We start from the raw sequence: 15,867 nt of genomic DNA, 5'->3' as shown, positions 1-15,867 counted from the left end.
GTGGTTCACGCCACAGTGAGCAAACAGCGTGCGGAACATGACGCAGTCTGTACAAATGTGGCGTTCAGTCGCCGGATGTGCTTGGCAGTTTGCCTATCAGGCCTTGGCGGCTCGGTCCTCGGCTGCTGTGCGGGCCTTGGCGGCGCTGCGCCGCTCGAAGGACCAGGCGAGCAGTACCAGCACGGTGCTGAGGGCCGCCGTCGCCAGCAGCTGGATCCGTACATCGGGGTCGAAGAAGCCCAGGACCACGATTCCCGCGAGCAGGGCCAGCGCGAAGTAGGAGAGCCAGGGGAAGGCCCACATCTTGAAGCTGAGTTCGACGCCGGCCGCTTCCGCCCGACGCCGCAGGATGATCTGGGAAACAATGGAGATGCCCCAGACCACCAGGCAGGTGGAACCGACGGTGTTGAGCAGGATCATCAGCACCGTGTCGGGGTAGAGGTAGTTCAGCGCCACGGCAATGAAGCCGAAGACCACGGACGCCAGCACGGCCCGGCGGGGCACTCCGCCGGAGCCGAGGCGGCCCAGTGCTGCCGGAGCCCGGCCGCGCTCGCCCAGGGAGTAGATCATCCGGGACGCGCCGTACAGGTTCGCATTCATGGCGGACAGCAGCGCGATGACGATTACGACCGCCATGACCGTGTCCGCGCCGGGTACCTTCGCTGCATGCAGGACGGCCACGAACGGGCCGGTGCTCAGCGCTTCACTGTCCCAGGGCAGTACGGTGACCATCACCAGCACCGAGCCGATGTAGAAGACCAGGATCCGCCAGATCACCGAGTTGATCGCTCCGGCAATGTTCTTGGACGGTTCCTCCGTGTCGGCCGCGGCGATGGTGATGATCTCGGTGCCGCCGAACGCGAAGACCACCAGCAGCAGTCCCGAGGCCACCCCGGTCAGGCCGTTGGGCATGAAGCCGCCGTTGTCGAAGAGGTTGGAGGTGCCCGGCGACGGGACGCCGGGAAGCAGTCCGGCCACGAAGGCGACGCCGACCGCCAGGAAGATGATGATGGCCGCAACCTTCAGGATGGCAAACCAGTACTCGAATTCGCCCAGGCTGGCAGCCCCGGCCAGGTTGACTGCGGTAAACACGATGATGAAGGCCAGGGCCAGCATCCACTGCTCGACGCCGGGGACCAGGGAGGCGACGATGGCCGCAGCGGCCGTGGCCTCCGCGGCTATGACGATCACGATCTGGAACCACCACATCCACCCGACCGTGGTGCCCGCCGTGCGGCCCAGGGCTTTCTCGGCGTACACGGAGAACGCACCGCTGCTGGGGTCGGCCGCGGCCATCTCGCCCATCATGCGCATGATCAGAATCACCATGGTTCCGGCGATCAGGAAGGAGATCAGCACTGCCGGACCGGCCGCTGCGATGCCTTCGCCGGACCCTACGAAGAGGCCGGTGCCGATGGCACTGCCGAGGCTCATCAGGACAAGGTGCCTCGGCTGCATCTTCCGCGGTCCGGACGGTTCCCCGGCCGGAAGTGCAGTATCAGTGCTGGACGGGCGGGCAGAACTGGGCATAACGGGAGAGGCCTTAGAACGAACGGATTGGCTGCCGGTGCGCACCGCCCGCGGGCGCGAATGCCGCCGCAGGACTGTACACCGGATTCCATCTTAAGGCCGGTTTGTGTGTCCTCGGTTCCGGCGGTGGGCCGTGCTGCCTCTACAATTTGTACACTGCCTGTGCTTAGTCCCGGAAAGGACCCCATGCCCACCGACGCGCTGGACGCCCGTATCGTCACCCTGTTTACCGACAACCCGCGGATGTCGGTGCTTGAGGCCTCGCGCCGGCTCGCCGTTGCCCGGGCCACGGTCCAGGCCCGCCTGGACCGGATGCAGGAGACGGGTGTGATTGCCGGGTGGGGTCCGCGGATCGACGCCGAGGCCCTCGGGTACGACGTCGTGGCCTACTGCTCGCTCACCATCCGCCAGGACACCGGCCACGATGCTGTGGTTGCGGCGCTGTCCCGGATTCCGGAAATCCAGGAGGTGCATACCGTCTCGGGGGAGAGCGACCTGCTGGCACGGGTGGCCGCGCGGTCCAATTCTGATCTGCAGCGGGTGATCGACGCGATAGTCGCCACCAACACCGTGCTGCGGACTTCCTCGGTGATTGTGCTGAACACGCACTTCGAAGGGCGGATGCTGCCACTGCTGAATGCCGCAGCAACCCTGGAGGCCTAACCCGCCCACATATGGTTACCACTCGGTAACTTAATCTTGAGCCGCGGCGGACAGTGACGCACCGCACAGCCGCTACACTCGCTCCATGCCCAGCTCTCCCTCGGCGCTATCCGCCGCTGCACTCGGCCGCGCGGCCGCCCCGAAGCTCGCCCGGCTCCTCACGTACCGCACCGTTTCCTCACGGGTGCCCGAGGAAGTGGAGCCGGACCAGTTCGAGGCCTTTATCGCAGCGCTGCCGGAACTCTTTCCCCTCGTTTCCGCTGCCCTGAAGCTGGAACGGGTCAACGGGTTCGGGCTCCTCTACCGCTGGCCCGGGACGGCCTCGGCGGCCTCGGCGGACGCCGCGGCCGGCGATACGGCGACCGGCGATACGCCGGACGGCAAGGGTCCCGCGGTGCTGATGGCCCACTATGACGTGGTGCCTGTGGAGGACCCGTCGCGGTGGGACTACCCGCCGTTTGCCGGCACCATCACGGAAACCTCCATCGAAGGCCGCGGCGCCCTCGATGACAAGGGGGCGCTGGCTGCCGTGCTGGAAGCTGCTGAACAGCTTCTCGCCGAGGGGTTCGCGCCTGCAGGGGACATCTACTTTTCCTTCGGCAACAACGAGGAAACCGCCGGTGACACGGCTGCTGCCGCGGCGGCGCTGCTCGAGGAACGCGGTATCCGCCCCTGGCTGGTGCTGGATGAAGGGGGAGCGGTGGCCTCGGGCGCGTTCCCGTTCGTGTCTGTGCCGCTCGCCGTCGTCGGCGTCTCCGAAAAGGGGATCCTCGACGTCGAGCTGGCGGTGGACGACGCCGGCGGGCATGCGTCCACGCCGAACCGGATGGGTGCAACGGCGCGCCTGGCCCGCGCCGTCGTCCGCCTGGACCGCCGTCCTTTCCCGGCGTCGCTTCCGGATGTAAGCGTGGAAATGATCCAGCGGATCTCCGGCTCGGCGCCGCTGCCGCTGCGTCCGGTGCTGGGCAATGCCAAGCACCTGCGCGGGGCGCTGACCCGGGTGTTCGGCCTGCTCGGCGGGGAGCCCAACGCCATGACCCGCACCACCGTGGCCGTGACCCAGCTGCGGGGAAGCAAGGGATCCAATGTCCTGGCCACGCGCGCCACGGCCAATGCCAATATCCGGGTGGCCGTGGGCGAGACGGTGGCGTCCACGGTGTCGCGGCTGCGGTCGATCATCCGGGACCCCAAGGTGAGCCTGCGCGTGGTGGAGGGCAATGAGCCCTCGCCGGTCTCCGCGACGGACAACGCCCAGTTCGCCCTGCTGGAGGAAACCATCCGGACCTGCTTCCCGGATGCCGTCCCGGTGCCGTACATCATGCTTGGCGGAACCGATGCGCGGCGCTTCACCTCCATCTGCGATGCGGTGTACCGCTTTGCCCCCTTCCGGATGAGTGCCGCTGACCGGGCCAGCATCCACGCCGACAACGAACGGCTGGGCATCGAAACGTTCGGCGAGGGCATCGCGTTCTACAAGGCCCTGATGGGTGCGCTCTGATGTCCGCGCCGTCCCTGCCCGGGCTGCGCATGATCGGCCCCCTCGTGGGGTTCCTGGTGCTGGTGGAAATCACCAGCGGCATCCTGCAGGGCTACTACACGCCGCTGCTCACCGACATTGCCCGCCACCTGGGGATCGACGACGGCGACGTCAACTGGTTTGAATCCGCCCAGCTGATGCTCAGCGCCCTGGCCGTGCCGATCCTGGCCAAACTGGGGGACATCTACGGGCACAAACGCATCCTGCTAGTCTCCACCGTCCTGACGGCGGCGGCTTCCTGGGGAGTCGCCGTGGCACCGGATTTCTGGACGTTCCTGGCCGCGTGGTCGCTCCAGGGGTTCTACGTGGTCTGGCTGCCGATGGAGATCGCGCTGATCTTCAGCCGGGTGCGCCACACCCCCAACCGTGCCGTGCTTACCCGCAAGGCGGCAGGCCTGCTGGTCGGCGCACTCGAGCTGGGAGTGATCGGCGGAGCCCTGCTGGGCGGGGTCCTCGTGGAGCACCTCCCGCTCGGGCTCACGCTGTGCGTGCCCGCCGCCGCAGTGACGCTGTGTATCTTTGCCGTGCACTTCGGGGTACCGGAATCCAGCTCCCTGGACGGCGGCACCGTGGACCGCACCGGCTTCGTGCTGCTGGCGGTCGGGCTGCTGCTGCTTACCTCCGGGCTGACCTTCCTGCGGATCAACGGTCCGGATACCTGGTGGGTGTGGGCCGTCCTTGCCGCCGGTGCCGCCGCGTTCATTCCCTTTGTCCGGTACGAGCTCGGGCAGAAGGATCCGCTCGTGGACTTCCGGATGCTGCGCAGCCCGTCCATGTGGCCGGTCCAGCTGACCGCGGGGCTGTTCGGTATTTCGGTGCTCGGCGCCCAGGCGCCCATGTCCACCTTCGCCCGCACCGATCCCGCCCTGTACGGCTACGGCCTGGGGCTGGCGGCCTCGCAGGTGTCCATCATTATCGGCACCTACGTCTTCGCCCTGCTCGCCGGCGCCCTGCTCTTCCCCTTGGCCGCCCGGCGGACCACACCGAGGAACACCTTGGTGGGTGCCTCGCTTCTGGTCGGTGTCGGTTACGGGCTCTTCCTGCCTTTCCATGACACCCTGGCGCAGGCCCTGATGAACATGGTGATCGCCGGGCTGGGTTCCGGGGCGTTGGTGGCCGCGCTTCCCTCGGCTGCAGCCGCGGCGGCACCGCTGAACCGAACCGGCATGGCAACAGGACTGACCAACACCACCAAGACCATCGGCGGGTCCTTCGCCTCGGCTGTCTTCGGAATTGCATTGGCCGGCGCAGCTGCGGACGCCCTTTCAAGTGGAGCGGCCGACGCCGGGACGGTGGCACCGCTGCAGGGCTACCTGACGGTCTGGGCAGTGTGTTCGGTGACTGCGTTTATCGCAGCGGCCCTCCTGCTGCTGGTGCCCCGGCTGGCGTTTGCCGATCCGCCGTTGACTGAGGCGGCCGCCTAGTCCTCCAGGCTGGCCAGGACCTTGTCCGTCAGTTCCTTCAGCCGCGCCAGCTCGGTGTTGTCCAAGGCCGGCGTCAGGAGTTCGTGGATTCCACGTACGTGGATGCGGCCCAGACGCCGTTGGACTGCCCGCCCCTCTTCAGTAAGCGAGAGCTCGACGCCGCGCTGGTCCTGTTCGGCCGGCCGGCGCTGCACCAGGCCCCGGGCTTCAAGCCGGTCCACCATCCGGCTCAGGCTGGGCTGGCTGATGAGCAGGTGCTCGTTGAGCTCGTTCAGCCGTATCCAGCCGCCGGGGCAACGCGTCAGGTTGAACAGGACGTCGTACTCCCGCATGGTGAGCTCCCGGAATTCCGGATCCCGCTGCAGGCGCCGCATAACGCCGACCTGGACACGGAACAAGGATTCCCACGCTTCGGCGGCCTGTTTCGCCGTGACGTCGTTTGTTGAATGCATTGTCCCAGCCTACTGAACCGCAGGGGACGTCGATGCAGATGACGAGGCAGGCTTCGGGTCCGCCTTCCGGGCGGCAACCCGTGCGGCGTGGGTGGGTCCTTCGGGGACGTCGTCCGGACGGCGGGAATCGAATTCCCTGCGCAGTTCCGGCAGCACGTATTCGCCGAAGAGGTCCAGCTGCTCCAGCACGGTCTTGAGTGGCAGTCCTGCATGGTCGATCAGGAACAGCTGGCGCTGGTAATCGCCGAAGTACTCCTGGAAGCTCAATGTCTTCTCCAGCACCTCCTGCGGGCTGCCCACCGTAAGCGGGGTCTGTGCGGTGAAGTCCTCCATGGACGGCCCATGGCCGTATACCGGGGCGTTGTCGAAGTACGGGCGGAACTCGTTGACGGCGTCCTGGGAGTTCTTCCGCATGAAGAACTGTCCTCCGAGTCCCACAATGGCCTGGTCGGCGCGGCCGTGGCCGTAGTGTTCGTAGCGCTCGCGGTACAGGCCGATCAGCTGCATGTAGTGCTCCTTCGGCCAGAAGATGTTGTTGGCGAAGAATCCGTCTCCGAAGTAGGCGGCAATTTCTGCCACCTGCGGCGTACGGATGGAGCCGTGCCAGACGAAGGGGGCGACGTCGTCGAGCGGGCGTGGCGTGGCCGTGAAGTTGTGCAGCGGGGTGCGGAACTTACCCTGCCAGTTCACGGTTTCGTTGTCCCACAGCTGGCGCAGCAGGTTGTAGTTCTCTACGGTCAGTTCCACCGAGTCCTGCGGGTCCTTGCCGAACCACGGATAGACAGGCGCGGTGTTGCCGCGGCCAAGGACCAGGTCCACTCGGCCGTCCGCGAGGTGCTGGAGCATCGCGAAGTCTTCTGCGATCTTCACCGGGTCATTGGTGGTGATCAGCGTGGTGGTGGTGGAGAGGATGATCCGCTCAGTCTGTGCGGCAATGTAGCCCAGCAGAGTGGTGGGCGAGCTGGCATAGAACGGCGGATTGTGGTGCTCGCCGGTGGCGTAGACATCCATGCCGATTTCTTCGACCTTGCGGGCAATGGCCACTGCGGCTTTGATGCGCTCCGCCTCGGTGGGGATTCGTCCGGTGACGGGATCCCGGGTGATGTCGCTGACGCTGAAGACGCCGATCTGCATGGTTGCCTCCGGAAGTTCGTGTGTTCCTAAAGTATATGCATATGCATACATCTCTCCCCAACCGTTACCCGCTCCGGTTCATTCCCGGGTCCGGTTTCGGTGCGGGCGGAGGGGGTGCGGGCGGGAGGTGGTGCCGGGGGCTGGGCTGGTGCGGGGGTGTGCCGCGGCGTGTGCGGTTGGGGCGGGTGCCGGCGGCGAGTGCGGTTGGGGCGGGTGCCGGCGGCGAGTGCGGTTGGGGCGGGTGCCGCTGGCGTGTGCGGTTGGGGCGGGCGGGTGCCGCTGGGCGCAGTCGGCGAAGCCGGTCGTCACGTTGAGGAGGAGGGACGCGTTGTGGACGAGGGGTGCGTTGCGCGGAGGGCCATGCCGGTAGGAACGATGCCTGCGTGGCGGTTCGATTCGTGCCGTTTCGACTCGGAAATCGTGTTTGGCCAGCTCCTCGACGGACCCGGTTTTCGGGTAGGTAGTCGGGGTGAAAAGACGGGTATTCGGGTTTCCAGTAGGGGCTGTTTTAGGCCTGTTTTCGACCTCGGAATGTCAGTGCGGGATGAAATCCTGAGGTATGGATCAGCTCGGAAACACCGAACCGACAACTGAAGAACCAGGCATAGGCCAGCAGCCGCAAGAGCAGGCTGGCGACGCCGAGGCACCCTGCTCTCCGGTCAGTTTGTCTGTATACCGGGCGCAACTTGCGGCCCGAGCGTCTGCCGGGGTCGCTGGTGAGGATACCTTCGGCTCCGCGGGTTCCGGTGCCGATCCTGTTGAGGCCTACCCGGACGGTTTCACCGGAACCCTTGCCTTGCAGAACCTTGAAGCCTTCGACGAAGCCACGGTCGGTGAGGCCTTGGTCCGGATGGAACATCTGATTTCCTGGGGGCAGGCGCAACGGGCCCACCTATTGAACCGGATGGAGCAAATCTTCCGACACAACTTCTTCGACCCGTCGGAGCGCGATAAACCCGGGATCGCTTTCAGCCTCGCAGCGGCCGAATGCGCCGCCATCCTGAATGTTCCGCAGGTGACCGGCCAGCGGCTGCTGAGCGAGGCCGGGCAGCTGTGCGGCCCCCATACCGCCACCCTGGCCGGGCTGGAAGAGGGCCGCTTCTCGTACCAGCATGCGCAGGTGGTCCTGGAACAGTGCCAGAACGTTCCTGCGGAGAAACTCCCCGGGTTCGAAGCGGACCTGCTGAAGGCTGCGGAGGGTCAGACGCGGACGCAGTTCTCCGCCAAGGCCCGGCGGCTGCGCGAAAAGACGTTCCCGGAAACCATAAGCAAACGGCACCTGACTGCTTTCGAGCAGCGCAAAGTCACCCTGGACCGGGAAGAGGACGGTATGTCATGTCTGTCGGCCTATCTGCGTGCTGCGGAAGCGCAGCAGATCTATACCGCTCTCAGCACTGCGGCGCGGGGTGAGCAGTCGGGAGGGGATTCCCGGACCACGGACCAGCTGCGTGCGGATATTCTGGCGCAGCTGTTGATGGGTGGTAGTCGGGGACTTTTCGTGACGGCCGGAACCGGAGGCGAGGCCGGAACCCGAGACGCAACCGGGGTCCGGCCCGGAGCTGGAACCGGAGGCGAGGCCGAAAGTCGAGGCGCGACCGGCAACAACAGCAGGGCCGGAGCTGGAACCGGAGGCGAGGCCGGAACCCGAGACGCGACCGGAAACAACAGCAGAGCCGGGCATACCGGCGACGACACTGACGGAACCAGACAGAACGAGGGAAGCATCGGTGTTGACGGCGGCCCGGAGAACAACGGCGGCCTGGAAGACAGCCCCGATACGAAGGCCAGACCGGACGTGGGGTCCGGACCGGATGAGGGAATCGTCCCTCGTACGGAGATCATGGTCCTGATCAGCGCGGAAACCCTCTTCGGAGCCGACGACCAGCCCGCAGAGCTGCACGGCTACGGCCCCATCAGCGCCGAAGAAGCCCGGCGGTTGGCCAGGAATGCAGCTGGATGGACAGGGCTGGCTCAGGACCCAAAGACAGAGGAGATCCTGGGCGTCGGGAGACGCCGAAAGGTCCCGGCGGGGCTCCGCCGCTGGCTCCGGGCACGGGACGGAACCTGCAGGTTCCCCGGTTGCCGGGTCAACACCGCAAACGCGGACATCGACCACACCATCGACTGGGCGCGAGGCGGACCCACAGACCACGGAAACCTGGAACACCTCTGCCGACGGCACCACCGGTTCAAGACCCTCGGTTATTGGAAGGCCTGCCAGCCAACACCCGGGGTGATCGAATGGACTTCACCTACCGGCCGTGTCTACCGAACCGAGCCCTTCCTGGAACTAGGCCCACCGGGCACTGCACCTGATCCGCGGAAGGACCACAGGCGAACGAACCCTGAGCAGAAGGAACCGGAACAGGTGCCGCCGTTCTGAACCTGCGCCCGTTCTGAGCGTGCCCACCAGTACCGCCGGCGTGCCGACGTGCCTGCGCCGCTAGGCGTGAGCCCCGGCCTCGCTCACCGGCTTCTGTTCCTTCCGCTGCTGCCGCTTCTCCCGGGATCCTTCCACCAAGCGGTAGAGCACGGGGACCAGGATCAGCGTCAGGGCAGTGGAGGAAATCAGTCCACCGATCACCACAATGGCCAGCGGGCGGGAAATGAAGCCGCCTTCGCCTGTAACTCCCAGAGCCATCGGAGTGAGTGCAAAGACGGTGGCCAGAGCGGTCATAAGGATCGGGCGGAGGCGCTGGCGGGCACCGCGGAAGATGGCATCCTCCACGTTCATACCCGGTTCATTGCCCCGAGGCTGCCGGTACTGGTTAATCAGGTCCATCAGCACAATCGCGTTGGTGACCACAATGCCCACCAGCATCAACATGCCCACCAGAGACGGAAGTCCCAGCGGAACGCCGGTCAAGAGCAGCAGCAGAACGGCACCGGTGGCCGCGAAGGGAATGGAGACCAGCAGGATCAGCGGCTGCAGCAGGGATTTGAAGGTCGCCACCATGATCACGTAGACAATGGCAATGGCTGCAAGCAGGGCCAGGCCCAGCTGCGTAAACGATTCGTTCTGCTGGGTGGCAGCACCGCTGAGCTCGGCGGTGACGCTGGTCGGAAGGTCGACCTCGGCAAGCCGTGACTGGACTTCGGTGATGGTGGCACCAAGGTTGTCGCCGTCGGGAGAGACAGAGACAACGGCGGTGCGTTCGCCGCCGGAGGAGGAGACCGACGTCGGCACCTCCACCTCTTCCACCGTGGCCAGGGCGCTCAACGGCACGGAGCCGGAACCGGCCGGCACGGAAATGCCGTTCAACTGCTCCAACGAGGTGATGGGGGTGCCTTCACCGATGAGCACCGGCAGGTCATCGGTACCCAGCCGGACCGTACCGGCCGGCAGCGGGCTGATGGTGGAGGCAACCAGCCCGGCGATCTGCTGCTCATTCAGGCCGGCAGCAACAGCCTTGCCCCGGTCGATGCTGACCTGCACCACCGGCTGGGACGAAGAGAGGTTGCTGCTGGCCTCGGCGACGCCGGGCAGGTCGGACATCGCCTCAACAATGGCGTCGCTGGCCGGCTGCAGTTCCGACGGGTCACCGGCGGACAGGGAAATATCCACTGTGTTGGACGTGCCGAAACCGCCGCCGGTACTGCCCAGGGTGACCTCGCCGGCGTCGTCGGCGTCCTCAAGGGCGGACCGCACGGTATCCCGCAGGGCCACCTGGTCCACCCCTTCCTCGGTGATGACGGTGAAGTTCGCAACCGAGGAACCTCCGCCGGTAAACGCCGCCAGCCCGGAGGTGGAGGTGCCCATGGTGACCTGGACGTCCTTGATGCCCTCGATGTCACCCAGGATCTGTTCGACGTCCCCGGCAACCTCGGAAGTGCGTTCCAATGAGGTGCCCGCGGGCAGCTCCTGCCGCACGCTGAAGGTGTTCTGTCCCGTATCGCCCAGGAGGTTGGTGGGCAGCAGCGGGGTCAGGGCCGCCGTCGCGACCAGGATGATCAGCCCGGCGGTAACCGTGTAGACCGGATGGCGCTGGGTGGTACGCAGGATCGGCAGATAACCGCGCTGCAGGAAGGTCCGGGACTCCCGTTCCTCCGCTTCGGCACGGTAGGCGGCCGGATCGGCCACCGGAGGGGTGGACTTGAGGAACCAGTACGCCAGCACCGGCACAATCGTCAGGGAGACCAACAGGGAGGCCAGCAGCGCCAGGGACGTGGTGACCGCGAAGGGGCGGAACAGTTCGCCGGCGAGGCCGCCGACAAAGGCGATGGGCGCAAATACCGCCACCGTGGTGAGGGTCGACGCCGTGACGGCGCCGGCAACCTCGCGGACGGCAGTGAGGATGGCGGAACGTTTATCCTCGCCGTAGCCCAGATGGCGCTTGATGTTTTCGATCACCACGATGGAGTCATCCACCACCCGGCCGATCGCGATGGTCAGGGCGCCGAGAGTGAGGATGTTCAGGGAGTAGCCGAAGGCCAGCAGACCGATGAAGGTCACCAGCAGGGACAGCGGAATGGAAACCGCGGTGACCAGCGTGGAGCGGACCGAAAGCAGGAAGACCAGGATCACCAGCACGGCAAAGCCAAGGCCCAGCAGGCCCTCGGTGGTGAGGTCGGAGATGGATGTTTCGATGAACGGTGCCTGGTCGAAAATCACCGTAAAGACAGCACCGTTGCCCAGTTCGTCCTGAAGGGAAGGCAGCAGGTCCATGACCTCGTGGGAGATGCCCACGGTGTCCCCGGCCGGCGTCTTGGTGATGGATACGGCCAAGGTGGCCTCGCCGTTGGTGCGCGTGATCGAGCTGGCCTCGTCCTCGGTGATGTCCACCGAGGCCACGTCGCCAATGGTGACCGGCGTGCTGCCGGGTGACGATTCGGTGGACTCGACCGGCAATGCGGAAATCTTCTCGAGGCTGTCCAGCGGAGCGCCGACCTGGATGGACAGTGTCCGGCCGTCTTCCTGGACCGTTCCGGCCGGCAGGAGAGCACCGCTGTTTTCCAGTGCATCGACGATGGCTGCCGGGGTGACCCCGGAGGCGGCCAGCGCGGCGTTGTCCGGCAGGATGGCTACGTGGCGGGTGGCGCCGCCGGTGACCTCCGCGGTGCGCACGCCCTCGATCTTCTGCAGGCGGGGAACGGTCAGGCGCTGCAGGTCGGCGTTGAGCTCGGCGAGCGGCTCGTCGGAGGACACGGCAAGGTAGACAATCGGGAAGTCGCTGATGCTGCCGGCCAGCGACTGCGGATTCACGTCTTCGGGAAGCAGCTGCCGGGAGTTCGAAATGGCCCGGTCCACCTGCCCGCGTGCACGGTCCAGATCGGTGCCGTAGGCAAAGGTAAGGCTGATGGTGGAGATGCCGGAGCGGGAAGTGGCCGTGGACGACTCAAGCCCCTCCACAGCGGTGAGCGCACCTTCCAGCGGCTCGCTGACCTGGGCATCAACCACGTCGGGTGAGGCCCCCGGCAAAGCGGTGATCACGCTGATCTGCGGGAACTCCAGTGACGGGATCAGTTCCTGTTTCAGGGAGGTCATGGAGATGACTCCGAAAACAGCCACGAAAACCGTTATCAGGGCAATAAGCGCCCGGTTGGAGAGGGACAGCTTGGCCAAACGGTCCATGATCCTGCCTTAGGAAGGGCGAACTGGAGTTGGGCGACGCGGCCGTGCCGGCGTCGTAAATCGCTGTGCGGCGCAGGTCCGCCCGGAAGGGGACCTGCGCCGCGGATACGACAGGTGCTAGGAAAGTCCCAGGACCTTGTTGGTGTCGGCTTCAATCTCTGCCGCCAACTGCTCGTTCTCGTTGAGCTTGACGCCGTAGCCCGGGATCATTTCCTTGATCTTCGGCTCCCAGCCGTCGAACTGGCGGGGGAAGGCGCGCTTCAGCAGGTTGATCATGATGGGCGGTGCCGTGGAAGCGCCGGGGGAGGCACCCAGCAGGGCACCGATGGAGCCATCGGCGGCGGTGATGAGTTCGGTGCCGAACTGCAGCACACCGCCCTTCTTCGGATCCTTCTTGATCACCTGCACGCGCTGGCCTGCGGTGATGAGGTCCCAGCCCTCGGTCTTCGCCGAAGGCATGAATTCCTGCAGTGCCTGTGTCTTGCCTTCGCGGGTCTTCATCACCTCGGTGACGAGGTACTTGACCAGGCTCATGTTGTCCTTGGCCACGCCCAACATGGGCACCAGGTTGGACGGCCGGACCGAAAGGGGCAGGTCCAGGTAGGAGCCGGTCTTCAGGAACTTGGGGGAGAAGCCGCCGTACGGGCCGAACAGCAGCGAACGCTTCCCGTTCACGAAGCGGGTGTCCAGGTGGGGCACGGACATGGGCGGGGCGCCGACCGAAGCCTGGCCGTACACCTTGGCGTTGTGCCGGGAAATGATCGAATCGTCCGTGGAGCGCAGGAACTGGCCGGAGACCGGGAAGCCGCCAAAGCCCTTGCCCTCGGGGATGCCGGATGCCTGGAGCAGGTGCAGGGCTCCGCCGCCGCCGCCGATGAAGACGAAGCGGGCGGAGACGGTACGGGTGGTGCCGCTGGCACGGTCCTTGACCTTGACATCCCAGCCGCCGGTGGAAGAACGGGACACGTTGCCGACCTCGTGGCCGAAGTGCAGGTTCACGCCGTTGGCGCCCAGGTAGTTGGTCAGTTCGCGGGTCAGGGCACCGAAGTCGACGTCGGTGCCTCCGGCGACGCGCGAGGCGGCGACGCGCTGTGACGGGTCGCGGCCTTCCATGATCAGGGGTGCCCATTCAGCCAGCTTGGCCGGGTCCTCGGAGAACTCCATGGTCTTGAACAGGGGCTGTGCGCTCAGCGACTCGTAGCGGCGGCGCAGGTACTCGGAATGCGCGTCACCCCACACGAAGCTCATGTGCGGCAGCGGATTGATGAAGTTGTTGGAGATGTGGCCTGCAGACACCAGATGCGACCAGAACTGCCGGGAAACCTGGAACTGCTCGTTGATGCCCACCGCCTTCGCCGGATCAACGGAGCCGTCGGCCGCGGCCGGGCTGTAGTTCAGTTCGCAGAGCGCGGCATGGCCGGTTCCCGCGTTGTTCCAGGGATCGGAGCTTTCCAGCCCCGCCCGGTCAAGGCGCTCGTAGAGGGAAATGTCCCAATCGGGCTGGAGTTGCTTCAGGAACGCACCAAGGGTGGCGCTCATGATGCCGCCGCCGATCAGCAGTACATCAGTTTTCGTTGCGGAATTATCCGCCGGGCTATTAGCAGTCAACTTGTTCTCCAGTCGCGTGGGCGCTAGCCCTAGAAGCGTATCCCCGACCACATGTCTTCCTAAAATTATCGCTGCACGTAGCCCCTCCGCGGGAGGGGGCGGACTCAGCGTTCGGCCAGCGTTATCCGGTTGAACACTTCGTGCAGGACGGGGCTGGTGGGATAGCCGGCCACGCGGGGGGACAAAGCGAGGGCGGAAATGGGGAAGGCGAGGGGCACCGCCGGTACGCGTTCGGAAATCCGGTCGGTAATGGCCCGGTAGGCGTCGGTCTGTTCCTGGCCTTCCACGAGGCTGCGCGCTTTTTCGATGCCGCTGAAAACCTCGGGATCGTTATAGGAAAATTCGTCGGTATACCGGCCAAACAGGGTTCCGACAAAGTTGTCCCCGGCCTCGTAGGTCCCGGCAAGCCCCAGCAGATGGAAGGCCCGGTCCTCCTTGCCCTGGACCTTTTCGAGGTAGCCCTCGGACCAGTCCACGGGGACCGGACGGATGTTGAAGCCGGCTGCGGTGAGCTGGCTGCTAAGCCTGGCGTAGACCCGTTCCGGGGCGGGCAGGTAGCTGCGGGTGACGCGGCGGGGGTAGTAGAAGGGCAGCTCGCGCCCGTCATAGCCGGCTTCCGTGAGCAGCTCACGGGCCTTGTCCACGTCGTACCCGTAGCTGGCAACGGTGTCCGAGGTCAGGCCGAGTTTCTGCGGAAGGAACTGGTTGGCGGTCTTGGTGCCGTTGAGGAACAGGCCGTCCAATACGGCGGGCTTGTCGATGGCATGGGCCACTGCCCGGCGGATCAGTACATTGTCCATCCCGGGGAAATTGGAGTTGATGCCCAGATAGAGGATGGAATACGGATCCCGCTGCTGGATCTGCAGGCCGTTGCGGGCCAGGTCGCCGACGTCGTTGACGGTCACCAGGTCATAGCCGTCCACCTCGCCCTTCTTCAGCGCCCGCAGCCGGCCCTCCGGGCTGGAAAGAGTCTTGAACACAACCGTGCCGACCTGTCCGACTTCGCCCCAATAGTCCGGGTACGCTGCCAGCTCCACGGTGTCGTCGTTCCAGCTGACGAACTGGAACGGCCCGGTGCCCACCGGATGTGCACCGTAGGCCGAGATGTTCCGGCCATTGCGTTCCTGGGTGAGGGCATCGGCCGTGGCATCAGCCAGGGCCTTCGGAGATGACATGGCGAACGCCGGAGCGGCCAGGGCGGGAATGAAGCTGTCGAGCGGCTCGGTAAGCTCCACCCGCACCGTGTACTCGTCCTCCACTACGCATTCGCGGTAAACCGCGGTCTTCGGGGAGTCCGAGAATCCCCGGAAGACTGATCTGTACATGAGGGAATCGTTACGCACGGATTCCGGCAGGGTGTACCAGCGCTCGAAGTTCCGGCGCACGGCTTCTGCGTTGAAGGGCTCGCCGTCGTGGAACGTGACATCGCGCCGCAGGTCAAACGTGTACGTCCTGCGGTCCTCGGACTTGGTCCAGCTCTTCGCCAGCAGGGGTATCGGTGCCGAGGTCAGGGCGTCAACTCCAACCAGGCCTTCCAAAACCTGCCGGGTCACCCGGTAGGACTCGGTGTCCACAGCAAGCGCGGGGTCCAACGTGACCGGGCGGGCCGCCGTCGCAAAGGTGAACCGCTCCTTGGGGCCGGCCGGACCGGTTGCCGTGGGTGTGGGAGTGGGGGAGGGGGAGTCCGCTTCGGCGGTGCAGCCGGCGAGCATAAACGCCGCAGCCACCGCGCCTGCACGGATGACGGAGCGTCGGGAAAGGGCGGGAGCGCCGGATCCGGTGGCTGGATCTTTGGCAGGGCCGGATTTAACGGTGCCGGATTTGGCGGTGCCGGATTTGGTCACGGTGATACTCCTCCGGGACGCTCCATCCCTCATTTTCAGTGATTCTTCATTCTAAATGATTAAAAACCGGTAAACCGCTGTGAGACACGCGTCACTAGGGGTG

General features: G+C 65.7%; 11 protein-coding genes. 4 read left to right on the top strand and 7 right to left on the bottom strand.

Annotated features, from left to right (window positions below; genetic code table 11):
- Positions 1-96: 96 nt before the first annotated feature.
- Positions 97-1,434 carry an amino acid permease gene (locus tag N2K99_RS11050; protein WP_231709109.1) on the bottom strand — a complete coding sequence of 446 codons (1,338 nt, stop codon included), beginning with the start codon at positions 1,432-1,434 and terminating at the stop codon, positions 97-99.
- 282 nt (positions 1,435-1,716) lie between these two features.
- Here N2K99_RS11050 and N2K99_RS11045 point away from each other — a divergent pair, with 282 nt between their 5' ends.
- The 3 genes from N2K99_RS11045 (at position 1,717) to N2K99_RS11035 (ending at position 5,154) form a co-directional block, all read left to right on the top strand.
- Entirely contained in the window at positions 1,717-2,193 is a 477-nt protein-coding gene (locus N2K99_RS11045) for an Lrp/AsnC family transcriptional regulator (RefSeq protein ID WP_227933203.1), read from the top strand.
- 85 nt (positions 2,194-2,278) lie between these two features.
- Entirely contained in the window at positions 2,279-3,691 is a 1,413-nt protein-coding gene (locus N2K99_RS11040; RefSeq protein WP_227933204.1) for a M20/M25/M40 family metallo-hydrolase, read from the top strand.
- Positions 3,691-5,154 carry an MFS transporter gene (locus N2K99_RS11035; RefSeq protein WP_227933205.1) on the top strand — a complete coding sequence of 488 codons (1,464 nt, stop codon included), beginning with the start codon at positions 3,691-3,693 and terminating at the stop codon, positions 5,152-5,154. Before N2K99_RS11040 ends, N2K99_RS11035 begins: the two co-directional genes overlap by 1 nt.
- On the opposite strand, the gene N2K99_RS11030 is transcribed toward N2K99_RS11035, so the two are convergent.
- The 3 genes from N2K99_RS11030 to N2K99_RS11020 all read right to left on the bottom strand — a co-directional run bounded on the left by N2K99_RS11030 (position 5,151) and on the right by N2K99_RS11020 (position 7,599).
- On the bottom strand, positions 5,151-5,606 hold the full coding sequence (locus N2K99_RS11030; protein WP_227918224.1) for a MarR family winged helix-turn-helix transcriptional regulator: 456 nt from the start codon (positions 5,604-5,606) through the stop codon (positions 5,151-5,153). The genes N2K99_RS11035 and N2K99_RS11030 overlap by 4 nt on opposite strands.
- A 9-nt stretch (positions 5,607-5,615) precedes the next feature.
- Positions 5,616-6,740 (bottom strand): LLM class flavin-dependent oxidoreductase, encoded by a 1,125-nt coding sequence (locus N2K99_RS11025; RefSeq protein WP_227933206.1) that lies wholly within the window; start codon positions 6,738-6,740, stop codon positions 5,616-5,618.
- Between the two features lie 508 nt (positions 6,741-7,248).
- Complete coding sequence (locus N2K99_RS11020; RefSeq protein ID WP_227933207.1) at positions 7,249-7,599, bottom strand: hypothetical protein; 351 nt, start codon at positions 7,597-7,599, stop codon at positions 7,249-7,251.
- Positions 7,600-7,644: 45 nt separating this feature from the next.
- On the opposite strand from N2K99_RS11020, the gene N2K99_RS11015 reads away from it, so the two are divergent.
- The gene (locus N2K99_RS11015) at positions 7,645-9,123 is read left to right on the top strand and encodes an HNH endonuclease signature motif containing protein (RefSeq protein WP_227933208.1); all 1,479 of its coding nucleotides are present in this window, start codon (positions 7,645-7,647) and stop codon (positions 9,121-9,123) included.
- Positions 9,124-9,183: 60 nt separating this feature from the next.
- On the opposite strand, the gene N2K99_RS11010 is transcribed toward N2K99_RS11015, so the two are convergent.
- The 3 genes from N2K99_RS11010 to N2K99_RS11000 all read right to left on the bottom strand — a co-directional run bounded on the left by N2K99_RS11010 (position 9,184) and on the right by N2K99_RS11000 (position 15,764).
- Positions 9,184-12,312 (bottom strand): efflux RND transporter permease subunit, encoded by a 3,129-nt coding sequence (locus N2K99_RS11010; protein ID WP_227933209.1) that lies wholly within the window; start codon positions 12,310-12,312, stop codon positions 9,184-9,186.
- Positions 12,313-12,429: 117 nt separating this feature from the next.
- Positions 12,430-13,920 carry a malate:quinone oxidoreductase gene (locus N2K99_RS11005; RefSeq protein WP_227918220.1) on the bottom strand — a complete coding sequence of 497 codons (1,491 nt, stop codon included), beginning with the start codon at positions 13,918-13,920 and terminating at the stop codon, positions 12,430-12,432.
- Positions 13,921-14,024: 104 nt separating this feature from the next.
- The gene (locus N2K99_RS11000; protein WP_227933210.1) at positions 14,025-15,764 is read right to left on the bottom strand and encodes an ABC transporter substrate-binding protein; all 1,740 of its coding nucleotides are present in this window, start codon (positions 15,762-15,764) and stop codon (positions 14,025-14,027) included.
- Positions 15,765-15,867: the final 103 nt, after the last annotated feature.

Origin of the sequence: Arthrobacter sp. zg-Y1110 (assembly GCF_025244865.1) — a bacterium.
Taxonomy (GTDB): Bacteria; Actinomycetota; Actinomycetes; order Actinomycetales; family Micrococcaceae; genus Arthrobacter_B.
This window is presented reverse-complemented; position numbering and strand designations above follow the sequence as displayed.